This window comes from Kitasatospora sp. NPDC088160, assembly GCF_044741445.1.
In the GTDB taxonomy this organism is placed as follows: domain Bacteria; phylum Actinomycetota; class Actinomycetes; order Streptomycetales; family Streptomycetaceae; genus Kitasatospora.
In genome coordinates this window covers 332,300-353,647 of the sequence record NZ_JBIUSS010000004.1, presented here as the reverse complement: position 1 = coordinate 353,647, position 21,348 = coordinate 332,300, and the positions used below count along the sequence as shown (strand labels likewise).

At 73.1% G+C, this 21,348-nt stretch carries 19 protein-coding genes; 8 read left to right on the top strand and 11 right to left on the bottom strand.

Features of this window, described 5'->3' with window-relative positions:
- The first annotated feature begins 4 nt into the window (after positions 1-4).
- The gene (locus tag ACIOGZ_RS08610; protein ID WP_363580771.1) at positions 5-1,057 is read left to right on the top strand and encodes a S41 family peptidase; all 1,053 of its coding nucleotides are present in this window, start codon (positions 5-7) and stop codon (positions 1,055-1,057) included.
- Here the strand turns inward: ACIOGZ_RS08610 and ACIOGZ_RS08605 are convergent.
- Positions 1,054-3,126: an MFS transporter gene (locus ACIOGZ_RS08605; RefSeq protein ID WP_400985349.1), complete on the bottom strand. Its 2,073-nt coding sequence runs from the start codon at positions 3,124-3,126 to the stop codon at positions 1,054-1,056. The two genes, ACIOGZ_RS08610 and ACIOGZ_RS08605, sit on opposite strands and share 4 nt — an antisense overlap.
- A gap of 403 nt (positions 3,127-3,529) precedes the next feature.
- On the opposite strand from ACIOGZ_RS08605, the gene ACIOGZ_RS08600 reads away from it, so the two are divergent.
- Complete coding sequence (locus ACIOGZ_RS08600; protein ID WP_400985347.1) at positions 3,530-4,672, top strand: peptidoglycan-binding protein; 1,143 nt, start codon at positions 3,530-3,532, stop codon at positions 4,670-4,672.
- A gap of 17 nt (positions 4,673-4,689) precedes the next feature.
- Here the strand turns inward: ACIOGZ_RS08600 and ACIOGZ_RS08595 are convergent, their stop codons facing one another.
- From ACIOGZ_RS08595 to ACIOGZ_RS08580, 4 genes are all read right to left on the bottom strand, one after another.
- Positions 4,690-5,280, bottom strand: a complete 591-nt coding sequence (locus ACIOGZ_RS08595) for a TMEM165/GDT1 family protein (RefSeq protein WP_350878273.1) — start codon at positions 5,278-5,280, stop codon at positions 4,690-4,692.
- Positions 5,281-5,593: 313 nt separating this feature from the next.
- Positions 5,594-6,310, bottom strand: a complete 717-nt coding sequence (locus ACIOGZ_RS08590; protein WP_363580974.1) for an ABC transporter permease — start codon at positions 6,308-6,310, stop codon at positions 5,594-5,596.
- A 50-nt stretch (positions 6,311-6,360) separates the two neighbouring features.
- Complete coding sequence (locus ACIOGZ_RS08585; RefSeq protein WP_400985346.1) at positions 6,361-7,989, bottom strand: dolichyl-phosphate-mannose--protein mannosyltransferase; 1,629 nt, start codon at positions 7,987-7,989, stop codon at positions 6,361-6,363.
- Between the two features lie 231 nt (positions 7,990-8,220).
- Positions 8,221-9,525 (bottom strand): MFS transporter, encoded by a 1,305-nt coding sequence (locus ACIOGZ_RS08580; protein WP_400985344.1) that lies wholly within the window; start codon positions 9,523-9,525, stop codon positions 8,221-8,223.
- A 146-nt stretch (positions 9,526-9,671) separates the two neighbouring features.
- Between ACIOGZ_RS08580 and ACIOGZ_RS08575 the strand changes: the two genes are divergently transcribed.
- Positions 9,672-10,232: a MarR family transcriptional regulator gene (locus ACIOGZ_RS08575; RefSeq protein WP_363580762.1), complete on the top strand. Its 561-nt coding sequence runs from the start codon at positions 9,672-9,674 to the stop codon at positions 10,230-10,232.
- Positions 10,233-10,364: 132 nt separating this feature from the next.
- Here the strand turns inward: ACIOGZ_RS08575 and ACIOGZ_RS08570 are convergent, their stop codons facing one another.
- From ACIOGZ_RS08570 to ACIOGZ_RS08560, 3 genes are all read right to left on the bottom strand, one after another.
- Positions 10,365-12,194 carry a glycosyl hydrolase family 18 protein gene (locus tag ACIOGZ_RS08570; RefSeq protein ID WP_363580760.1) on the bottom strand — a complete coding sequence of 610 codons (1,830 nt, stop codon included), beginning with the start codon at positions 12,192-12,194 and terminating at the stop codon, positions 10,365-10,367.
- Between the two features lie 363 nt (positions 12,195-12,557).
- Positions 12,558-13,184, bottom strand: a complete 627-nt coding sequence (locus ACIOGZ_RS08565) for a hypothetical protein (protein ID WP_400985342.1) — start codon at positions 13,182-13,184, stop codon at positions 12,558-12,560.
- Between the two features lie 149 nt (positions 13,185-13,333).
- Positions 13,334-13,894: a DoxX family membrane protein gene (locus tag ACIOGZ_RS08560; RefSeq protein WP_363580756.1), complete on the bottom strand. Its 561-nt coding sequence runs from the start codon at positions 13,892-13,894 to the stop codon at positions 13,334-13,336.
- Between the two features lie 200 nt (positions 13,895-14,094).
- Here ACIOGZ_RS08560 and ACIOGZ_RS08555 point away from each other — a divergent pair, with 200 nt between their 5' ends.
- On the top strand, positions 14,095-14,727 hold the full coding sequence (locus ACIOGZ_RS08555; RefSeq protein ID WP_363580754.1) for a MarC family protein: 633 nt from the start codon (positions 14,095-14,097) through the stop codon (positions 14,725-14,727).
- Positions 14,728-14,758: 31 nt separating this feature from the next.
- On the opposite strand, the gene ACIOGZ_RS08550 is transcribed toward ACIOGZ_RS08555, so the two are convergent.
- Entirely contained in the window at positions 14,759-15,304 is a 546-nt protein-coding gene (locus tag ACIOGZ_RS08550) for an NAD(P)H-dependent oxidoreductase (protein WP_363628616.1), read from the bottom strand.
- Between the two features lie 76 nt (positions 15,305-15,380).
- On the bottom strand, positions 15,381-15,824 hold the full coding sequence (locus ACIOGZ_RS08545) for an Lrp/AsnC family transcriptional regulator (protein WP_400985340.1): 444 nt from the start codon (positions 15,822-15,824) through the stop codon (positions 15,381-15,383).
- A gap of 215 nt (positions 15,825-16,039) precedes the next feature.
- Between ACIOGZ_RS08545 and ACIOGZ_RS08540 the strand changes: the two genes are divergently transcribed.
- The 3 genes from ACIOGZ_RS08540 to ACIOGZ_RS08530 all read left to right on the top strand — a co-directional run bounded on the left by ACIOGZ_RS08540 (position 16,040) and on the right by ACIOGZ_RS08530 (position 18,735).
- The gene (locus ACIOGZ_RS08540) at positions 16,040-16,870 is read left to right on the top strand and encodes a tryptophan 2,3-dioxygenase family protein (protein ID WP_363580750.1); all 831 of its coding nucleotides are present in this window, start codon (positions 16,040-16,042) and stop codon (positions 16,868-16,870) included.
- Between the two features lie 14 nt (positions 16,871-16,884).
- Positions 16,885-18,111, top strand: coding sequence for a kynureninase (gene kynU / locus ACIOGZ_RS08535; protein WP_400985338.1), 1,227 nt, complete (start codon positions 16,885-16,887; stop codon positions 18,109-18,111).
- Positions 18,112-18,237: 126 nt separating this feature from the next.
- Positions 18,238-18,735: a hypothetical protein gene (locus tag ACIOGZ_RS08530; protein ID WP_400985337.1), complete on the top strand. Its 498-nt coding sequence runs from the start codon at positions 18,238-18,240 to the stop codon at positions 18,733-18,735.
- 147 nt (positions 18,736-18,882) lie between these two features.
- Here ACIOGZ_RS08530 and ACIOGZ_RS08525 read toward each other — a convergent pair whose 3' ends face one another.
- Positions 18,883-20,283 carry a choice-of-anchor A family protein gene (locus ACIOGZ_RS08525; RefSeq protein WP_400985335.1) on the bottom strand — a complete coding sequence of 467 codons (1,401 nt, stop codon included), beginning with the start codon at positions 20,281-20,283 and terminating at the stop codon, positions 18,883-18,885.
- A 332-nt stretch (positions 20,284-20,615) separates the two neighbouring features.
- Here ACIOGZ_RS08525 and ACIOGZ_RS08520 point away from each other — a divergent pair, with 332 nt between their 5' ends.
- Positions 20,616-21,323 (top strand): 4'-phosphopantetheinyl transferase family protein, encoded by a 708-nt coding sequence (locus ACIOGZ_RS08520; RefSeq protein ID WP_400985333.1) that lies wholly within the window; start codon positions 20,616-20,618, stop codon positions 21,321-21,323.
- Positions 21,324-21,348 lie beyond the last annotated feature (25 nt).

Here is a 21,348-nt window from a genome sequence, read left to right as displayed (position 1 = left end):
GCGGATGAGACGGCTGGGACGGACGGTTGCGGCGGCGGCCGTACTGGTGCTCGCGGCGTGCTCCTCGCCGGCCCCCGAGTCACCGGCCCCCGAGTCACCGACCCCCGAATCACCAGCCCCCGAGCACATGTCCCCCGAGGCCCGCGGCTACCTCTCCGAGGCCCTGGACCTCATCCAGCGGAAGTCCCTCAACACCTCGAAGGTGGACTGGCCGAAGCTCCGCACCCAGGCCTTCGCCCAGGCGGCCACGGCCCGCACCCCGGCCGACACCCACACCGCGATCAGCGCCGCCGTCACCGCCCTCGACGACCACCACAGCCGCTTCTACCCGCCCGACCAGGCGGCGAGGGTCGACGCCGACCCGGAGGCAGTGAACGCCCCGACCACCCGGCAACTCCCCGGCCGAATAGCCCAGTTGACCCTCCCGGCGGTGAACGGATCGGAGCGCACCTACGCCGAGTACGTCACCCGCGGCCGTGCCGCCGTCGCCGAAGCGAGCGCCTGCGGCTGGGTGGTGGACCTGCGCAACGAGACCGGGGGCGGGATGTGGGCCCCGCTGGCCGTCGCGGCGCCGGTCCTCGGCGACGGCCCGCTGGGCGCCTTCGTCACCGCGGACGGCACCCGCAGCACCTGGTCGGTCCGCGACGGCGTGCCGTACCTGGACGACGCCCCGCAGGCTTCCCCCGCCACCCAGCACGACAAGGCGCCCACCCACCACGACAAGACGCCCGGAACGCCCGTCGCCGTCCTCACCGGCCGCGCGACCGGCAGCGCGGGCGAGGCGGTCGCCATCGCCTTCATCGGCCGCCCGGCCACCCGCAGCTTCGGCCAGCCCACCTACGGGGTGCCCACCGGCAACGCCGCCCACCGGCTGTCGGACGGCGCCGTCCTGCTGCTCACCGGCGCCGCCGAGGCCGACCGCACCGGCAGGGTGCACGAGGGCCCGATCGAGCCGGACGAGGCGGTCGAAACGGCCGACCCCCGCAAGGACGACGACCCCACGCTCGCCGCCGCCGTCACCTGGCTCTCCCACCAGACCCCCTGCGAGGCGGGCTAGAACGACCGCCCCTCGCCCCGGTACGGCGGCTCGTGGGCCGGTCGGTCGGGGCGGTCGCGCCGGTCGGCGCAGAGGGTGGAACTGAGGCGGGTGAGCAGGTCGGCGAGGTCGGCGTACTGCTGCTCGTCCCAGTCGCCGAGCAGGTCGGCGAGTTGCGAGCGCCGGGCGGCGACCAGCTTGACGGCCGCCTCCGCCCCCGGTTCGGTGAGCCGTAGCGGCAGCCCGCCGCTGCGGACGGCGAGGCCCCGGCCCTCGACTTCCCGGACGGCGCTCTCGATGACGGCGATCGGGATGATCCGCCGCTCGGCGAGTTCGGCCGGCTCGACCGAGCCGTGGTGGTGCATCTGCAACAGCAGCCAGCTGGAGGCGGGTTGGAGGTCCAGCCCGGCCCCCTCGGTGATCCGCCGGAAGAGGTCGCGCCGGGCCTCGCGGGAGCTCAGCACCGAGAGCGCGCGGGCGATCTCGTCCAGCGACGAGCGTTGGACGGGGTTGAGGCCGATGGATCCGCTCAGGTCGGGCGCGGTGGCGGTGGAGCGCAGCTTCTGCTCGCGCAGGAACAGCGACAGCACGAAGGCGACCATCGCGACGGGCACCGCGTACAGGAACACCCTGGTGATCGACTCGGCGTACGCGTGGTGGACGGCTTCCTGGGCGACGGCGGGCAGCCGGGTGATCACCCGTGGGTCGGAGGTGACGGCCTCGGGGTGGAAGCCGGGCGGCAGCGGCAGGCCGGTGAGGGCGTCGGCGAGCCGGTCGCGCAGCCCGCTGGCGAACAGGGTGCCGAAGATGGAGACGCCGAAGGAGGCGCCGATGGAGCGGAAGAAGGTGGCGCCGGCGGTGGCGACGCCGAGGTCCTGGTAGCCGACGGAGTTCTGCACGATCAGCACCAGTACCTGCATGACCAGGCCCAGCCCGAGGCCGAAGACCAGGAAGTAGAGGCTCATCTCCGTGGTGCTGCTGTGCTCGTCGAGCCGGGAGAGCAGCAGCAGGCCGACGGTGGTGACGGCCGTCCCGGCGATCGGGAAGATCTGGTAGTGGCCGGTGCGGGCGACGATCTGGCCGGAGCCGATCGAGGTGAACAGCATGCCGAGCACCATCGGCAACATGTGGATGCCGGACAGGGTGGGCGAGACCTGCATGACGACCTGGAGGAAGGTCGGCAGGTAGGTGAGGGCGCCGAACATCGCGAAGCCGACCACGAAGGAGATCACCGCGACCAGGCTGAACGTCCGGGAGCGGAACAGCCGCAGCGGCAGCACCGGTTCGCTGGCCGTCCGCTCGACCAGGACGAAGGCGAGCAGCAGCACCAGGCCGAGCACGCCGAGCCCGACGATCTGCCAGGAGGTCCAGCCCCAGGTGGTGCCGCCGAGGGAGGTCATCAGCACCAGGCAGGTGGCGACGGCGGCGATCAGCACGGTGCCGAGGTAGTCGATCCGGTGCCGGCGCCTGACCTCCTGCCCGTGCAGGACGGCGGCGATCACCACCAGGGCGACGATGCCGATCGGCAGGTTGATGTAGAAGACCCAGCGCCAGCTGAGGTTGTCGACGAACAGGCCGCCGAGCAGCGGCCCGAGGACGCTGGTCACGCCGAAGACGGCGCCGAAGAGGCCCTGGTACTTGCCGCGGTCCCGGGGGGAGACGAGGTCGCCGACGATGGCCTGGGTGAGCACGATCAGCCCGCCGCCGCCCAGGCCCTGCAGCGCGCGGAAGGCGATGAGTTCGCCCATGTTCTGGGCGATGCCGCAGAGTACGGAGCCGAGCAGGAAGATCACGATGGAGGCCTGGAAGAAGCGCTTCCGGCCGTACATGTCGCCGAGCTTGCCCCAGAGCGGGGTGGCGGCGGTGGAGGCCAGCAGGTAGGCGGTGACCACCCAGGAGATGTGGTCCAGGCCGCCGAGGTCGCTGACGATGGTGGGCAGCGCGGTGGAGACGATGGTCTGGTCGAGGGCGGCGAGCAGCATCGCCAGCAGCAGGGCGCCGATCGGCACCCAGAGGTTGGGGGTGGTGACCTCCGGCGGGCCGGGCTCGTACGCCGGGCTGCGGTCGGACGCGGCGCGCGAGTCCGTCATGGCGGCTCCGTAGGGTCGCGGGCCCCGGCCGAGGCGGCGGGCCCGTGCGGATGATCACTCCCAGCTCACCATGCTGTCAGAAATGCCCTGGTTTGCTCCCCCGGATTGAGCCGAACGTAGCCTCCGGGCCTGCCCGAGCGGACCCTCCGGGCCTGCCGACCCAGGACGCGCCGGGCCGAGCCGACCACACCCACCGCACCGACCCGACCGCCGGCACCGGGGACATCCGCCGCCCCCCGACCGTTCCTCGGGAGACAACCGCCACCAACCGCCACAACACCCCCGCCCGGGTCCGGACGCCCCTGTCCCCCCTCCGGGACGTCCTGCATAATCAGGCGCGATCGTGAGCCCGGGAACCGCCCCGGGGCACGGAGACCGCCCGAGAACCGAGGAGGACCGGCCGATGCCGGACCAGCACTGCCCGACGTGCGGCACCGCACGCTCCACCGGGTGCGGCTGCGTCCCGGACCCGAGCCTCACCGAGACGGCCGTCCTCCCGCACCTCGAAGGCCCGCCGCTGGTCCGCCCGTACGTGCCGCAGGCGGTCGGCCAGGTCGCCGAGGAGCCCGTGGCGGACGTCCCCGCCGTCGACCCGTTCGCGACCGCCGTCCTGCCGCCGGTCGCCCCGGGACAGCCGGCCCCCGTCCACCCCGCCGCGCCCCCGCCCGCCGCTGCCCCGCCCGTGGTTCCCCCGCTGGGGCCGGACGCCGACGCCTACGCCACCACCGTGCTGCCGCCGGTGCCCGCCTCCGGGCCGGGCGCTTACGCGGCGGCGACGGCCCCGCAGGCCGCGTCCGGCGGCGACCTCGGAGTCTTCCCCTTCGACCACGCGACGCCCGGGCCCGAGCCGGAGCCCGTCGGCGGCCGGGCCGCGCGCAGAGCCGCCGAGCAGGCCACGCAGAACCCGCTGGCCCGGCACAAGCTGCTGCTGGCCGGGGTGGGCGCCGGCCTGGTCGCGCTCACCATCGGCATCGCGTACGCGGTGACGCCCTCGCCCGCGCCGACGACCCGGCAGGCGCAGCCGCTGCCCACCACCCTGGCGCCCGCGCCGGTGGAGCCGACCGCCCCGGCACCGACGGACCCGGCCACCCCGCCGCCGACCAGCGAGGCGCCGAGTCCGACGTCGTCCCCCACCCGCAAGCCGAGCCCGACGAAGACGGCCACCCCGGCGCCGACGCCGACCACCCAGGCCCCGGCCGCCGCTCCCCCGGCCCCGGCTTCCGCCCCGACCGCGCCCCCGACACCCACGCCCACCCCCACCACCGCGACGCCCACGCCGACTCCGACGCCGACCCCCACCCCGACGCCGACCCCGACCACCCGGGTGCTCCAGATGGGGATGACCGGCGCCGACGTCAAGGACATGCAGCAGCGGTTGTGGGCGGCCGAGTGCGGATACGTCGACAAGTCGATGATCACTGGCACCTTCGACTTCTGGACCAGGTCGGTGCTCGGCGACTACCAGACCAGCAACCGGATCAAGGGCGAGACCTACGTCTACGGCCCGAAGACCCGGGCCGCCCTGGAGGCCGACCCGGGCTGCTGAGCCCCGCGAACAAGGGGTCAGCCGGTGATCGCCCCGAAGATGCTGATGCCCGCCAGCACCACCATGATCGCCGCCGCGACCCGGATGATCAGCTTCATCGGCACGTACTTGAGCAGCTTCTGCCCGCCCACGATGGCGAGCCCGCCGACCGCGCACAGCGCCAGCCAGGCGCCGAGGCCGACGGCCAGCGGATCGGCGTACTTGGCGGCCAGGTTGGCGGTCATGATCTGGGTCAGGTCGCCGAACTCGGCGACCGCGACGACCACGAAGCTGGCCCCGGCCACCTTCCAGAAGCTGTTCGAGGACGGCTCCTTGGCGGCGTGCCCCTCCTCGTCGTCGCCCCCGCCGTGGAACAGCAGCATGGCCGCGCCGGCCAGGAACAGCACGCCGGTGACGCCCTCCACCCAGCGGTGCGGCAGCAGCGAGAGCAGGTGCCCGGCGGCGAGGGCGAGGACGACCTGAACGCCCATCGCGGCGGCGACACCCGCGAAGACGTAGCTGGCACGGTACTTGGTGCCGAGTACGAGGCTGGCCAGCGCGGTCTTGTCCGGCAGTTCGGCCAGGAAGATGATGCCGAACGTCAGCGCGGCCACGGTCAAACTCATCAGAAAGGGTCCCTCGGTCGGGCTGCCCGGCCTCCGCAGGTCCGTCAGGGGACGCTTCGGCCCGACAGCACTGGTCATGGTCACAGCACTGCGGCCGAAGGTCTCGCCGGCACCGACCCCGGAGGATCGGGTGCCCCGGGCGCCGGGCCCGTGAGGGCCAGTATGTCGACGGTCCGGTGGAGGGCTACTCCCCTTCAACGTGCTCAAGGGTACCCGACCGCGTCCGGTGCCCAAGGCGGCCCGGTCCCCGCCCCCGTCCGGCACCCGCCCCGGCCCGGTACCCCACGCTCACCAACCCACGCTCACCAACCCACGCTCACCAGCCCGCGTTCACCAGCCCCCGGCCGACCAGCTCCAGCACCACCACGATCGCCACCGACTCCACCGCCAGCAGCCCGACCAGCACGAACAGCTGCACCGCCCCCGCCTGGACGGGCGAGGCGCCGCCGAGCAGCATGCCGACGAAGGCGCCGGGGAGGGTGACCAGGCCGACCGTCCGGGTCTGGTCGAGGGCGGGCACCAGCGAGGTCGCGGCGGCGGTGCGGCAGATCTCCAGCCGGGCGTCGCGGTCCTCGAAGCCGAGCGCCAGGGCCGCCTCCACCTCGCCGCGGCGCTGCCGCAGCTCGTCGAGGGCGCGCCGCCCGGCCAGCGAGGTGGCGGTGAGCGCGCCGCCGATCAGGATGCCCGCGACGGGGATGACGGACAGGCCCTTGGCCGGCAGCAGCCCGACGGCCAGCAGCAGGGCGAGCACCGGCAGCACGCCGGCGCCGATCGGCGCGGCCGCCCAGACCCAGCCGGGGCCGGGGGTCATCCGCCGCCCGGCGGTGCGCACCGCGACGGTGAACATCAGCAGCACGAACAGCGCCGACCACCAGAGCGAGCCGACCACCCAGCTGATCACCGCGGCGACGGCGGCCAGTTGCACCACCGCGCGCAGTCCGGCCCGCAGCACCGCGTGCCCGTGGCCGAGCAGGCCCCGGCCGGCGACCGCGACGGCGGCCAGCAGCAGGGCGGCGGTGACCACCCCGAGCATCGGGGTGACGGGCAGCAGCTGGCCGCCCGCGGCGGACAGGGTCACCGGTGTCAGATCCAGCTGGTGAACCACATCCGGTCCTGCCAGGACGTCATCGGGATCACCTCCGCCGTGTACAGCGGGTAGAAGAAGGCGAAGCAGGCGACGATGGCGAGCACGATCAGCCCGGCGCCGGCCGCGCCGATCCGGCGGCGTTCGGGGCTGCATCCGGCCGGGCCGAGGATCGCCCCGAGCATCTGCGCGACGGCCAGGCACAGGAACGGCACCAGGACGACCATGTAGAAGGAGAAGACGGTCCGCTCCTGGTATTGGAACCAGGGCAGGTAGATCCCGGCGACGGCGCACAGCACGGCGCCCGAGCGCCAGTCCCGGCGGAAGAACCAGCGCCACAGCAGGTAGACCAGGGCGAAGCAGGCCGTCCACCAGAGCAGCGGGGTGCCGAGGCCGAGGATCTGGGACGCGCAGCCGCCGGTGGCGGTGCAGCCGTGCTGCCCGTTCGGGACCTGCTCCCAGTACATGGAGACGGGGCGGCCGACGACCAGCCAGCTGAAGGGGTTGGACTGGTAGGTGTGCGGGGTGCTCAGCCCGGTGTTGAAGTCGTACATCTGCGAGTGGTAGTGCCACAGGCTGCGCAGCGGCGCGGGCACCCAGCTCATCGACACCTGCGGCAGCGGGACGCCGAGGAAGGTGTCCGGGGACAGGCCGGGGCGGCCGTCGGCCCAGTGCCGGTCGTACCCGCCCTCGCCGTTGCCGCCGCCGGCGAGCCAGCCGGCCCAGGCGCCGACGTACACCACCAGGGCGGAGCCGACCATGGCGAGGAAGGCGGGGACGGCGTCGCGGCGCAGCATCGAGCGCCAGGGGCGGCGGGCGCCGGCCCCGCGTCGGCCGGACTGGTCCCACAGGACGGTCAGCAGGCCGAAGGCGGCGAGGATCATCGCGCCGTTCCACTTGACGGCGCAGGCGGCGCCGAGGAGCACCCCGGCGGCGATCCGCCAGGGCCGCAGGCCGAGCCGGACGCGGTCGCCGTCGCCGTCGCCGTCGGTGATGCCGGCCAGCCGGGCGCGGACGTGGTCGCGGTCGATCAGGAGGCTGCCGAAGGCGGCGAGCACGAAGAACATCTGGATGCCGTCGAGCAGCCCGACCCGGCTCATCACCAGCTGGAGGCCGTCGACCGCCATCAGCAGGGCCGCCGTGCAGCCGATCAGGGTGGAGCCGAAGAGCCGGCGGCCGATCCGGGCGAGCATCAGCACGGTGACGGTGCCGAGCAGGGCGGTCATGAACCGCCAGCCGAAGGGGTGCAGGCCGAACAGCTGTTCGCCGATCGCCATCACCCATTTGCCGAGCGGCGGGTGGGCGATGAACTCGGGCGCGGAGGTGAGCGGGATGTGCTGCGGGACGGCCAGGACGTCGGCGTTGGCGTGGTCCGGCCAGCTGCCCTCGTAGCCCTGCCGCAGCAGCGACCAGGCGTCCTTGGGGTAGTACGTCTCGTCGAAGACGAAGGCGTTGGGGTAGCCGAGGTTCCAGAACCGCAGCAGGCCCGCGAAGAGCGCGACGCCGATCGGCCCGAGCCAGCCGGACCAGTCGGCCGGCAGGCGGAGCAGCCGGCCCCGGGCCGGTGCCGGGGCGGCGGGGGCCGGGGCCTGGGCCGCCGGGGGGTGCGTGAGCGCCGCTTGCGTCATTGCCTCGCCGATTCGCCTGTCTCCTGTGCCGGCCGGGTCTCCTGTACCGACCGGGCCGGGCGGCCAACAGCCACTGACACTATGTGGCGGTGGTCGCGAAGCCAAGCGCGACGGGCGCCGACCAGGTGACCCGGTCGGCGCCCGTCGACACGCCTGTTCGATCGGCGGTCACGCCGCCGTCTGCAACCCCCGTCGGCGGTCACGCAGCCGCCCACAGCCCCCCGTCGGCGGTCACGCCGCCGTCTGCAACTCCCGGACGACCGTGGTGCGGACCACGGCCGGGGCCGCGTTGTCCTGCTCCGGCGTGAGGTACGGGCGCAGCCGCAGCGCCAGGACGACGACCAGCAGCGTGGAGCCCGCCATGGCCGCGAGGTAGAGCGGCCAGGTGCCGGAGCCGACCAGCAGCACGCCGACGGCCGGGCCGACCGCGATGGCGATCTGCTTCACCAGGGCGTACCCGGAGTTGTAGGTGCCGAGCAGCCGGGCCGGGGCGAGGTCGGCGACGATCGGGCCCATGGTGGGCGCGAGCAGCGACTCGCCGACGCCGAACAGGGCGTAGATCGAGACGATCGCGACCGTGGCGGCCATGGTCTCGGTCCGGATCAGGCCGGCCACCAGGGCCATCGCCCAGGCGCCGAGCCAGACCACGCCGGCCGCGGCCATCGCGGTGGTGCGGCGGCGGCGCGCGGTGATCCGCACCATGAACATCTGCAGGACGACGATGGTCAGCGCGTTGGCGCCGATCGCGAAGCCCAGGGTGGAGGGCGCGGTGCCGACGGTGTCGGTGGCGAAGGCCGCGACGCCGGACTCGAACTGGCCGTAGCAGGTGAAGAAGATCAGCCCGGCGAGCACGCAGAGCCGCAGCATCGCCTTGTCGGCGACCAGCGCGCGCAGGCCGGTCGGGCCGTCGTTCTTCTCCTGGAGCGGGATCAGCGGGTTGGCCGGCATCCGGGCGGTGCCGGTGACCAGGGCCAGGCCGAGGAAGGTCGCCGCCTCGATGGTGAACAGCCGGGTGAGGCTGGCCGGGTCGGCGACGTTCACGATCTGGCCGCCGACCAGGGCGCCGATGCCCATGCCCAGGTTGACCAGGGTGAACTGGAGCGCGAAGGCGTGCGAGCGGGTCGCGGCCGTCGAGCAGCGGACGATCATCGTGGCGAGCGCCGGCTGGCAGGTGGTGACACCCGCGCCGAACAGGAAGGAGGAGACCAGCAGGGCCGGGGTGCCGGTGGCGTGGCCGAAGGCGAACGCGCCGGTGGCGGCGAGCGCCGTGCCGGCCAGCAGGACCGGACGGGGGCCGTACCTGTCGATGCCGCGACCGGTGAACGGCAGGACGGCGAGCGCCGCCAGCGCGAAGACGGTGAACACCATCCCGGCCGCCAGCGAACCCAGCCCGCGCACCTGGTCCACGTACACGAACATGTACGGCATCGTGAAGCCGCTGCCGAACGCGCTGAGCGCGTTGCCGATCTGGACGCGGCGCAGCGGGCCGCCCGCCCCGCGTCGCTGCTGCCTCTGCTGCTTCACCGTGCCGGTCACCGTGCACATCCCTTCCTGGATTCAACTGGATACTCTTAAGTCCAGAAGATTTCAGAGCTAAAGTTTGACAAGATAAATTCTTAGCACTGGAAGAGTGTGGAGTCAAAGGCTTAAGAGATGCACGCCCCCGTGCGACACTGGTCCGCATGACTACGGACAAGCCCCCGCCGGCCACCGCCAGGGAGCTCGGCATCACCGAGCAGGTGGCCGTCTACCAGCGGGAATTCCCCACCGTCGACCCCCAGGTGGAGACCATCGTGCAGACCCTGTCCCGGGTCGCCCGGCGGATGGGCGTGGCCTACGACCGGCAGCTGACTGTGCTGGGAATCACGGCCGCCGAGTGGGAGGTGCTCAAGGCACTGGTGGTCTCCGGCAGCCCGTACCAGCTCGGACCGGGCGAGCTGGCCAAGCGGCTCGGGCTCACCCCGGCCGCGATGACGCACCGGATCGACCGGATGGTGACCGAGGACCTCGTCACCCGGGAGCGCGACGAGACCAACCGGGTCCGGGTGATCATCGAGCTGACCGAGAACGGCCGCGACAAGTGGCTGGAGTCGATGCGGATGGCGGCGGTGTTCGAGGAGGAGCTGCTCCAGGACGTCACGGGCGAGGAGCGGGCCGTGCTGTCCGCGATGCTGGCGCGGATGCTGCGGCGGATCGAGGAGAGCCAGCCGGACGCGCTCGGGCGCACCGCCGACCTGGCCTGAGCCGCGCCCCCGGGTCGCGCCCCCGAAACGCAACGAGTCCGGCCCGCCGGGGGTGCTCCCCCGGCGGGCCGGACCGCTTGGTTCAGGTGCTGCGAGGGTCCGTCAGGCCCTCAGTCCGTGCCGCCCGAGGGGTCAGCAGGCGCCGTTGTCGGTCCAGACGCCCCACTGGCCGCTCTGGCTCGGGTCATCGCCCTTGGTCCACCACTTGTTGGTGTAGTAGTGGCCCTTCCACGAGACCTTGGTGCCGCCGGCCGCGTAGGTGGTGTTGGCGTCCCAGCTCGGGGCGGCCGGGCAGCCGGCCGGCGAGGTCGGGGTGCCGGTGGGGGTACCGGTCGGAGTACCCGTGGGGGTGCCGGTCGGAGTACCCGTGGGCGTGCCGGTCGGGGTCTGGGTCGGGGTCGCCGTGCTGCTCGGGGTGCCGGTCGGCGGGGCCGGGCAACCGGCGGCGGAGCCGTTGGTGGCGTTCACCATCGTGTCGAACAGGCCGGTCTTGGTGCCCAGGTCGTACAGCGAGAAGGCGAAGGAGCCGCCGAGGCCGTTGCAGTGCGCGTAGTCGAGCTTGGCCTGGATCGACCGGGTGTCCTCACCGCTCCAGAAGGTGTTGCCGTCGTAGAAGTACGTGGCCTTGGCGTCGTCGTCCCAGAAGGTCCTGGACGGGTTGTCGACGAAGCCCGCGAGCTCCTTGTACATCTGGATGCCGGGGACGTTGCCGGACATCGCCGCGCCGGTCGCCGGGCTGGCGGCGGGCTGGAACAGGCCGTTCTTGCCGTTGTTCTGGACGCCGGTCCAGCCGCGGTAGTAGAACGGCACACCCATGTTGATCTTGTTGGCGGGGAAGCCGCCGGGGATCCCGTAGTCCGCGTCGCCGACCGTCCACGCCTTGATGGCGTTGTCGATCGAGTACTTGCCGTGGCCCGGCTTGACCGGGGTCGACGGGTCGTTCGGGCCCGCGTAGAGCGCGGCCTGGTGGTTGGTCGGCCCCTGGGCGTCCCAGCCGCCGTGCATGTCGTAGGTCATGACGTCGAGGAAGGTGAGGTACTGACCGATCTTGTCGGTCTCGACGTTCATGATCTTGTCCTGGCCGGCGCCGACCGCCGCCGACAGGGCGTAGGTCTTGTTGTCGGCCTTGCCCTGGGCGTCCAGCTGGGTGCGGAACTCCTTCAGCAGCGCCGTGAAGTTCTGCTTGTCGGCCGGGCTGGAGATGTTGCCGGTGTGGCCGCCGCCGCCCGGGTACTCCCAGTCGATGTCGATGCCGTCGAAGATGCCGGCGCCGGAGCCCGGGCCGCCGTAGCCGGCGTCGCTCGGGAGGTTGCCCTTGATGAACATGTCGAGGCAGGACGAGACCAGGTGCTTGCGCGAGGCGTCCGTGGCGGAGGCCGGCGAGAAGTACTTGGAGTAGGTCCAACCGCCGATCGAGAGCAGGATCTTGAGGTTGGGGTTCTTCGCCTTCAGCTTCTTCAGCTGGTTGAAGTTGCCCGCGATCGGCTGGTTCCAGACGTCGCCGACGCCGTCGACCGAGATGTCCGCGCCGAAGCTCTTCTGGTAGTCGGCGAACGCGTCGGCCGCGCCGTCACCCGCGTTGGGGTTGTTGTCGTTCGTGTCGGCGGCCTTGGTCGCCTCGAAACAGCCCAGGTCGGTCGGGTGGATGTTCGCGAAGTCGTAGATCAGGTAGTCGAGCTTCCCGGCCACGCCGGTGTCCTGGATCGTCTTCGGGTAGTACGCGTTGGCGTAGACCGACCACTGGTCGTAGTAGGCGACCTTGATGCCGCCGCTGGTGGCGGCCGCGCCGGTGGTGTTGGTGGTCGCGGCGTTGGCCGCGGCGCCGCCGGTCAGCGCGAGGCCCGCGCCGAGCAGCACGGAGGCGGCGGTGCCGGCCGCGACGGCGGCCAGGCTCTTCGGGCGGCGTCGACGGCCGCCCGTCGGAGCCGGGGTCCCGGCCCTTTCAATGCGTGAACGCAGCATGGGTGCGTGACTCCTGGTTGTGGGGGTTTTCCGTCGTCCCGTGGGGGTGCGCCCGAGGTGGGGTCGGGCGACCGGGACATGACAGCTCAGTGCGGGGAATCGTGCGGGGAATCGTGCGGGATCAGCGGGATCGGGCCTGGACGGACACCGGGATGTGCCGAACCGGCGCCCGCGGCACGAGGCCGTTGACGCCGGTTCAGGGGCTCCCTGCACCTGGGCAATAAAAATGGACTAGACCAACTCCCCCGTCAAGGGGTCCCGTTGGGCCTTGAGCCGCGCTTAAGGTTCGGCCCCCGCCCGGCACCCGCGCTGACCTGCGAGCCAGCAGCGGGAAGTCAGTGGGGGAAGTCAGTGGCGGGGAAGTCAGTAGCGCAGCGCGTTCGCCACCACGGCCTTCAGGCTGCCCGAGAGGTCCCGGTTGCTGCGCGCGGTGGCCTGGGCGCTCCGGCCGGCCGCCACGTCCTGGACCGTCACCGCGGTCGCGTCCTGCACCGTGCCGGAGTCGTCGGTGAAGTCGACCTGGATCACGTACCGGTACGACTGCTGCCCGTGGTTGGTGACGGTCAGCTCCACCTGCGCCCTGCCGTCCGAGCCGGTGCTCACCGCCCCGACGGCCACGTCCCCCTTGGCGTCCAGCCCGCCCTTGATCCCGGAGACCGCCGAGGAGGCCGCCGACACCGCCGCCGAGGCCCGCGCCTCCGCCGAGGCGATCACCGCCCCCGCCCCGCCCGCCACCGAGGCCAGCGCCGAGGCGGCGGAGGCCGCGGCCGAGGCGCCCCGCTCGATCGCGGCGGAGGCCGAGGTGGCCACGCTGCTCGCGCTCTTTCCGGAGGAACAGCCCGCCAGCGCCGCCGCGGCGACCATGGTGGCGGCCAACACCCCGGCCACCGCCCGGCGTTGGCGGCGCACCGGCGGCGCGTCCAGCTGCCGCGCGGTGACCCGCGGCCTCGAACCGATCCGGGTGAGCGGCTGGCGGTCCAGGCGGTCCATGCGGTCCCTCGTTTCTGCCCCGGCGCCGGGCTGCCCGGCACGCCTTCCCGACCACCCTCCGAGGGCCGCCCGGGGGCCGCCAGCAGGACTGGTGCCTCCGGGTGACCGGGACGAGCAAGGCCGGAACAGGACCTGGGGCCGCCGGCGCGTCAGGACAGCCCCGAGCCCTCCTGCTCGTCCGCCTCCATCGCGGCCCGCTCCTCGCGCAGCCGCACCACGTGCCGGCGCCGCGCCACCACGCCGTACGCCCCGGCGACGGACCCCGCGAAGGCCACCAGGCCCATCCACGGCTGGTCAAGGACGTGACAGGTCAGGTGGTCCAGCGAGTACCGCCCAGGACCGGCCAGGCCGAGCGCCAGCCCGGCCGCGCCGAGGAAGGCCGGGTACTCGTAGCCGCCGGAGGTCGCGAAGAAGCCCCCGGGGGCGTGCACCGCCACCGCGCCGGCCATCGTCCCGGCCACCACCGCGCCGGCCGCGCCGGTGGCCAGCCCGGCGACCAGCAGCACGCCGCCGCCCGCCTCACCGGCGCCCGCCGCGATGGCGCTCTGCCGGCCCGGGTGGAAGCCCATGTGCTCCATCGCCTGGGCGGTACCCTCCAGGCCTCCGCCGCCGAACCAGCCGAACAGCTTCTGGGTGCCGTGCGCGATCAGCACCCCGCCGACCGCGCCGCGCAGGGCCAGCAGGCCCAGGTCCTTACGGTTCAGACACATGTCGCATCCTCGTTCCCGGGGAGGTGATCCGACTTCCATGGGAGCCGAGAGCGCGCACCCGTTCGAGCCAGGACGGCCATCCGGGCGAATTCGTCGGCGACCGGGAATGAACCGCTCCCCGGCGAGATTCACGCCACGCCCGACCGCGGGGCGTGGCGTGGCGGAGCGGCCGCACCGGCCACCGCGGTCATGCTTGGCGCATGTTCGTCTTCAATCTGAGCAGCGCCTTCATCACCTTCTTCGCCGTGGTCGGCCCGCCCAAGGTCCTGCTGGCCTTCGCCCGGCTGGCCTCCACCCGGAGCACCCGGGAACTGCGACGGCTGGCGGCGTGGAGCACGATCATCTCGGCGGTGATCGGCCTGGTGCTCGGCTTCACCGCGGACGAGGTCACCACGCTCTTCCACATCAGCGACCAGTCGCTGCAGCTCGCGGGCGGGACGATCTTCTTCATCTACGCGGTCGCGCTGGTCTTCGGCGTCCACCTCGGCGGCGAGAACGAGGACGACGACCACCTGCCGAACCCGATGGTGGACGGCATCCGCGAACTGCTGCTGCCGTACATCGCCAGCCCGCTCGCGGTCACCGCCGTGCTGGTCGCCTCGCTCGCCCGCAACGACTGGAGCTGGAAGGCCACCATCGGCGGGGCCTACCTCGCGGTCGTGGTGATCAACTACGTCTGCGTGGCCCTGCTGGCGCCGCTGATGCAGCGCACCCACCGCACCTCGCTGGAGGTGCTCTCCCGGCTGCTCGGGCTGCTGCTGGCGGCGGTCGGCGTGGAGCTGTTCCTGACCGGCCTGGCCGGACTCGGGGTCCACCTGCCCGAAGGGCACTGAGCCCGGCCGCCGCCCGTCAGACCGCCACCCGTCAGACCGCGGCCGCCGCCAGCCGGGCCAGCACCTCCCCGATCCGCTCCCGCACCAGCGGATCGGCGACCAGCCCGTCCGGGCCGACCGCCCCGCGGTCCAGCGGGATGCGGACGCAGGCCCCGTCCACCACCGCCGCGCCGGTGTAGCCGAGGACGGTGCGCAGGGTGGCCTCGGCGCCCTGGCCCCGGCCCGGGCCCGCCGCGTTGATCCAACCGGCGGGCTTGTCCGCGATCTCCGTCCCGCCGACCGTCCAGTCCAGCAGGTTCTTGAAGGAGCCGGGCAGCGTCCCGGCGTACTCGGGGGTGCAGACCAGCAGCGCGTCGGCGGCCCTGACGGCGGCGCGCAGGGCGGCCACCGGCCCGGGCAGCGGGTCGGTGTCGTGGTCCGGGTTGAAGTGCGGCAGGCCGGCCAGCCCCGCGTAGTAGGTGGCCCGCAGGCCCGGGGTGGCGGCGGCCACGGCGGCGGCGGTGCGCAGCACCGTCTCGTTGGCGGAACCGGCCCGCAGGCTCCCGGGCAGCAGCAGGATGTGGCGCTCGTTCGGCATGCCGAGGAACCTACCGTTCCGGCCCCGGGCCGCACGGCGGTCGCGACGGCGCCATCGCGCTGTGGCGCTACGGCTCCTACGCCCCGGCGGGCGCGACCACCGGCCGCCAGGGCACCGGGCTGGAGAGGATCATCGAGCTGGACGGCTGGCCGTAGCCGCCGAGCCGGTCGCACAGGGCCTCGAAATCGGCCATCGTGGGCACCGCGACCAGCAGCGCGCAGCAGGCCCCTCCGGTGACCCGGTGCAACTGGAGCACCTCCGACCAGGCGGCCACCTGGGGGTCGCGCAGCACGCAGCGCGGGCCGTAGCACTGGATCTGGACCAGCGCGGTGATCGGCAGTCCGGCCCGGCTGAGGTCCACGTGGGCGTGGTACCCGGTGATCACGCCGTCGGACTCCAGTCGGCGGACCCGTTCGGCCACCGCAGGTGCGGACAGGCTCACCCGGCGGGAGAGTTCGTTGTAGGAGAGCCGGGCGTCGGTCTGCAACTCGGCCAGCAGGCGGCGGTCGACGGCGTCCATGGCGGCTCCCGGAGTGACTGGAATGGGTGGTTTCGCGATCGTAAAGCGAATCGGCCGAACGCCTCGCGAACAACAGCCCGGATCGCGGTTGCGGTGTCCGTCGACCATTCAACCGGGGGGTCGCACCGCCGCACAATGGGCACCCCGGTGGAACCAGGCCATCCGTCTGGTCGCCGGTCCGGGCGACGGGCCCGGGTGGATCAGGAGGAGTCGGGATGGGGCACGACACGGTGGAGACGCCCAGCCTGTCGTTCGGTCGGCGCGGGGAGCCGGATCGGGGCACCCCGTACGCCCGCTACGTGTGCCTGGACGAGCTGCACAGCCTGCAGCACCCGCGCAGCAAGGTGCCGGCCGAGCTGTCGTTCATCGTCACCACGCAGGTGATGGAGCTGCTGTTCGACCTGTTGCGGCACGAGTGGACGCTCGCCCAGCGCGCGCTGCGCGAGGACGACCTGCCCGCCGCACTGGCCGCGCTGCGGCGCGGCACCCACGTGCAGGACGTGCTGGTGGAGTCCTGGGACCTGCTGGCCACCATGACGCCGCAGGAGTTCAACGGCTTCCGCGCGGCGTTCGGCCAGGCCTCCGGCTTCCAGTCCGCGGCCTTCCTGCACCTGGAGTTCCTGCTCGGCAACAAGAACGCCGCACTGCTCACGATGTACGACGGGATGCCGCGGACGCAGGCCGAGCTGACCGAGGCGCTGCGCTCCCCCGGCCTGTACGACGACGCGCTGGCCCTGCTGGCACGGCGCGGCCTGCCGCTGCGCCCGGAGCCCTCCGAGGAGCGCTACCGCGCCAGCGACGAGGTCGCCGCGGCCTGGCGCCTGGTCTACACCGACCCGGAGCACGCCGGACTGCGGCCGCTCGCCGAGGCGCTGCTGGACGTCGCCGAGCGGGTCACCCGCTGGCGCCAGCGCCACCTGTCCGCGGTCAAGCGGACCATGGGCGGCAAGCCCGGCTCGGGCGGCTCCAGCGGGCTGAGCTGGCTGCGCAGGTCCGCCGAGCAGGACGTGTTCCCGGAGCTGTGGACGATCCGGGACGAGCTGTGAACGAGGGGATGGGCATGGTCACGCGCGAGGAGTGCGCGGCGCTGGACGCCGTCGACCCGCTGGCGGCGTTCCGCAAGGAGTTCGCCCTGCCGGACGGGGTGGTCTACCTGGACGGGAACTCGCTCGGCGCGCTGCCGGTGCGCACCGCGGAGCGGGTGCGGCAGGTGGTCGAGGAGGAGTGGGGCCGGGAGCTGATCCGCAGCTGGAACGACGCGGGCTGGTTCGAGCAGCCCTACCGGCTGGGGCGGCGGATCGCCCCGCTGGTCGGGGCCGGGCCGGAGGAGGTGGTGGTCTGCGACACCACCTCGGTGAACCTGTTCAAGGTGCTCGTCGCCGCGCTGCGGCTGCGCCCCGGGCGGCGCACGGTGCTGGGCGACGGCGAGGCGTTCCCGACCGACCTGTACATCGCCGAGGGCGCCACCGGCCTGGTCGAGGGCGCGCGCAGCGTGCTGGTCCGGCCCGAGGAGCTGGACCGGCACCTGGACGGCGACGTCGCCGCGGTCGTCCTCTCGCACGTGGACTACCGCACCGGCGAGCTGCTGGACCTGCCCGGGATCACCGCCCGGGTGCAGGCCGCGGGCGCGCTGATGATCTGGGACGTCTGCCACTCGGTGGGCGCGCTGCCGGTCGAACTCGGCGCCGCGGGAGCGGACTTCGCGGTCGGCTGCACCTACAAGTACCTGAACGGCGGCCCCGGCTCGCCGGCCTTCCTGTACGTCGCCGAGCGGCACCTCGCGGCCGGCCCGCGGCAGCCGCTGAGCGGCTGGTTCGGGCACGCCCGCCCGTTCGCCTTCGAGCCCGGGTACGACCCCAAGCCGGGCATCGGGCGCTTCCTGACCAGTTCGCCGTCGCTGCTCGGGCAGGCCGCGCTGGGCGCGAGCCTGGACGTCTGGGAGCGCGCCGACCCGGCCGCCGTCCGGGCGAAGAGCCTGGCCCTGACCGACCTGTTCATCGAACTGGTCGAGGGGTTGGACGGGATCGAGGTGGTGACCCCGCGCGAGCACGCCCGGCGGGGCAGCCAGGTCGCGCTGCGGCACGCCGACGGCTATCCGGTGGTGCAGGCGCTGATCGCGCGCGGCGTGATCGGGGACTTCCGCGCGCCCGACCTCATGCGGTTCGGCTTCACCCCGCTGTACCTCTCGTACACCGACGTCTGGGACGCGGCCCGGGAGCTGGCCGAGGTGCTGGCCGGCGGGGAGTGGCGGGAGGAGCGGTTCTCCCTCCGGGGCGAGGTGACCTGAGGCCCGGCGCCGCGCCGCGGCCCGCCATGGAACAGTGACGCACGTCATGCCCAGGTAAAGTTCGACCCTCATCACCCTTGGGAAACCTCCTGATTGACTCACCGTCAGCCACAAGGGGAGGTTTGCGTGAACATCGAACTCGGACCGCTTTCGCCCGAACCCTTCATGCTGGCCCTGGGGTTGACCCTGTTCTTCCTGATCACGTGGACGCTGGGCCACCGCATCCTCCCCCGCGTCGAGCGGATTCAGGCCGAGCGGTGGGACGCGACCGAGGGCCGCGCCGAACGCGCCGAAGCCATCCGCGCCGAAGCCGAGGCCGCCCACGACGCCGGCCGACAGGAACTGGCTCAGGCCCGGCACGAGGCGGCCCGGATCCGACAGGAGTACGCCGAGCAGGGCGCGGCGGCCGTCGCCGCGGCCCGCGCGGAGGGCATCCGCGACCGGGACCGGCTGGTCACCGCCACCCACGCGCGGATCGCCGCCGACCAGGCCGAAGCCGCCGAACAACTCCGGCAGGACGTAGGAGAGTTGGCCGTGACGCTGGCCGGCCGGGTGGTCGGTGAACCGGTGCACGCCGTCGCCGCCGGCCGCCGCACGGTGGACCGCTTCTTCCGCTCCCGCTGAGCCGCCGTCGGCCCCTCGCCCGTGCTGGGCGAGGGGCCGACGCATGCCTGCGGCGGGCCGTCGACACGGCCCAGGCCGCCCGGTCGGGGTCGACACGGGCGGCCTGGGCCGTTGTTGCTGCTCGGGCGTCCTTGCGCTGGGCAGGCCCTAGCTGTGGCGACCGCGACGGCGGGCGGCCAGGACGGCGAGACCGCCGAGGCCGAGCAGGCCGACGCCGGCCAGGCCGAAGACCACCGGGGCGTTGCCCGCGCCGGTGGAGGGCAGCTCACCACCGCCACCGGGGTGGTGGCTGGTCGGGTGCTCGGACGGGTGGTGGCTGGTCGGGGCCGGACCCGAGCTGGACGGACTGGCCGAGGGCGAGGAGGACGGTGACGACGACGGCGAGGAAGAGGGCGACGACGACGGCGAGGAGGACGGACTGGCCGAGGGCGAGGAGGACGGTGACGACGACGGCGAAGAGGAGGGCGACGACGACGGCGAGGAGGACGGGGAGGAAGAGGGCGAGGTGGACGGCGACGGGCTCGGCGTCGTCTGGCAGTCCGGCAGGTCCCCGTCGAACGGGTAGCTGTGGATCTCGTAACCGCCGGTGCCGGTGTGGATCAGGTTGCCCGCGAGGTACACCCGGCCGTTCATCCCGGGCTGGGCGATGGTCGTGGTGCCGCCCGGGTTGCCGGCCAGGACCGAGCCCTGGAACTGGGCGCTGCCGAGGATCTGCGCCGAGGTCGCGGTCGGGAAGTTGTACATCAGCTTCGACCGCATGTCGGTGGTCTGGTCCCCGGCCAGGCCGGTGCCCGTGTAGGTGTTGATGATCGGGCTGTCCCCGAGCATGTTCACCACGACGGTGGCCCCGGCCGGGATGTTGTTGAAGACCAGTCCGATCTGCCCGCCGCTCGGCGAGGCGAGGTTCTGGGTGACGTTGAAGACCTGCTTCAGGCTGGTCCCGTCACCGGTGAGGGTCGCCTGGCTGGAGGAGATGTCGACGGTGCCGGTCGCGGCGGCCTTGCCGACGCAGTCGGAGATCTCCTCGATCTGGGTGAGCACCGTCTGGTACGGGGCGGCGGCGTTCGGGTCCTGGATCGACTGGCCGGTGGGGTCGATGCTGACGGTGCCGGTGACGCTGCCCGCGTGGCGCAGGTTGCCGAAGGCCGGGCCGTGGGAGTCGCTCCCGCCGATCAGGATCGAGTTGCCGGTCACGACGTCGACGTTGCCGCCGGTGGTGACGAAGTCGCTGCCGTTGGGCGGCACGACGCGCGAGCCGACGCCGACGACGCCCATGTTGTAGATGCCGCCGCCGTTCTTCTCGACGGTCAGGTTCCCCAGCGCGACGATCTTGCCCTCGGCCTCCGCGGCGCGACCGGTCACGGTGTAGTCGCCGCCGGTGAAGACGTTGATGCTGGCGTCCCGGCCGGGGAAGTCGCCGTTGTTCGGCGGCGGCCAGGTGGCGGGGCAGTCGGGGCCCGTGCAGGCGCCCAGCGGCGGGGCGAGCGGCGCGGCCGAACCGACCGTCAGCACGGCCGCCAGCGGCAGCGCCGCGACGACGGTCGCCACGGCGACCCGGACGGTCCGACGCCTGCGGGTAGCGGGTTCTCTTCTCACGGCGGTCGTTCTGTGATCCGGCGTACCGGTGCCCTGACCCATCGACACATTCCTCCGCGCATAGGAAAAGGAGCAGGTGCGCATAACCTGCCCCGTTCGTACTATCTGCTGGCGATCCCGCAGATCCGGGACATCCAACATCAAATCGGGCGATTCCTACCCTACAGATCCTCAGATCCGATCCGAGAATCCACCGCGCGGCGCAGCAGTCGCCTCCCACCGGCCCTGCCCGGACGACCTCCGCGCCGCCCCCGCCCGACGCCCGCGCCCGTTAGGTTGGAGCAATGACCTCCGAGGCCCAGGACCAGAGCACGCCGCTCGTCGCCGTCGCGTCCGCCGACGCCGTACTGCGGCACCCCGAAGCGGGCGAGCACCTGCTCACCCCCCTCGAACTCGAACGCGCCGCCCGCTTCCGGCACGAGTCCGGGCGGATCGACTTCACCGCCGGCCACGTACTGGTCCGGCTCTGCGCCGCCCGGCTGCTCGACGTCCCGGCGGCCTCGCTCACGCTCGCCCAGCAGTGCCCGGACTGCGGCCTGGCCGACCACGGCAAGCCGTACCTGCCGGACCACCCCGAGGTGCACGTGAGCCTGTCGCACACCCGGGGCGTGGTCGCGGCCGGAGCCGGCCACCAGCCGGTCGGGGTGGACGTCGAGCTGGCCGCGCGCGGTGGGTCGCTGGGCTCGGTCGCCCGCCGGGTGCTCTCCCCCGCCGAACTGCGCCTGGTCGAGACGGCACCGGAGCCGGACCAGGCGTTCCTGCGGCTGTGGGTGCGCAAGGAGTCGCTGATCAAGATCGGGCGGGCCACCCTGGACACCCTGGCCTCCGTCGACCTGTCCGACCTGCCCCTGGACGTCCCGCCCGGCGCCCCGCTGCGCAGCCGCCACCAGGACCTGCACCTGCTCGACTGGGCCGACCCGGAGCACGGCGCCGCCGTCGCGGCGGTCAGCACCGCCGCGCCGAGGATCGTCCGGCTGACGACGGCGGGCTGACCAGGGCGGAGCTCCGCCGTCCTGC

What these genes read in the sequence shown, in the direction of transcription:
- ACIOGZ_RS08560 (WP_363580756.1), bottom strand. Translation starts at nt 13,894, where the DNA reads ATGTGTCTGAACCGTAAGGACCTGGGCCTGCTGGCCCTGCGCGGCGCG.
- ACIOGZ_RS08570 (WP_363580760.1), bottom strand. Translation starts at nt 12,194, where the DNA reads ATGCTGCGTTCACGCATTGAAAGGGCCGGGACCCCGGCTCCGACGGGC.
- ACIOGZ_RS08540 (WP_363580750.1), top strand. Translation starts at nt 16,040, where the DNA reads ATGGGGCACGACACGGTGGAGACGCCCAGCCTGTCGTTCGGTCGGCGC.
- kynU (WP_400985338.1), top strand. Translation starts at nt 16,885, where the DNA reads ATGGTCACGCGCGAGGAGTGCGCGGCGCTGGACGCCGTCGACCCGCTG.
- ACIOGZ_RS08545 (WP_400985340.1), bottom strand. Translation starts at nt 15,824, where the DNA reads ATGGACGCCGTCGACCGCCGCCTGCTGGCCGAGTTGCAGACCGACGCC.
- ACIOGZ_RS08610 (WP_363580771.1), top strand. Translation starts at nt 5, where the DNA reads ATGAGACGGCTGGGACGGACGGTTGCGGCGGCGGCCGTACTGGTGCTC.
- ACIOGZ_RS08555 (WP_363580754.1), top strand. Translation starts at nt 14,095, where the DNA reads ATGTTCGTCTTCAATCTGAGCAGCGCCTTCATCACCTTCTTCGCCGTG.
- ACIOGZ_RS08565 (WP_400985342.1), bottom strand. Translation starts at nt 13,184, where the DNA reads ATGGACCGCCTGGACCGCCAGCCGCTCACCCGGATCGGTTCGAGGCCG.
- ACIOGZ_RS08605 (WP_400985349.1), bottom strand. Translation starts at nt 3,126, where the DNA reads ATGACGGACTCGCGCGCCGCGTCCGACCGCAGCCCGGCGTACGAGCCC.
- ACIOGZ_RS08550 (WP_363628616.1), bottom strand. Translation starts at nt 15,304, where the DNA reads ATGCCGAACGAGCGCCACATCCTGCTGCTGCCCGGGAGCCTGCGGGCC.
- ACIOGZ_RS08575 (WP_363580762.1), top strand. Translation starts at nt 9,672, where the DNA reads ATGACTACGGACAAGCCCCCGCCGGCCACCGCCAGGGAGCTCGGCATC.
- ACIOGZ_RS08585 (WP_400985346.1), bottom strand. Translation starts at nt 7,989, where the DNA reads ATGACGCAAGCGGCGCTCACGCACCCCCCGGCGGCCCAGGCCCCGGCC.
- ACIOGZ_RS08520 (WP_400985333.1), top strand. Translation starts at nt 20,616, where the DNA reads ATGACCTCCGAGGCCCAGGACCAGAGCACGCCGCTCGTCGCCGTCGCG.
- ACIOGZ_RS08600 (WP_400985347.1), top strand. Translation starts at nt 3,530, where the DNA reads ATGCCGGACCAGCACTGCCCGACGTGCGGCACCGCACGCTCCACCGGG.
- ACIOGZ_RS08590 (WP_363580974.1), bottom strand. Translation starts at nt 6,310, where the DNA reads ATGCTCGGGGTGGTCACCGCCGCCCTGCTGCTGGCCGCCGTCGCGGTC.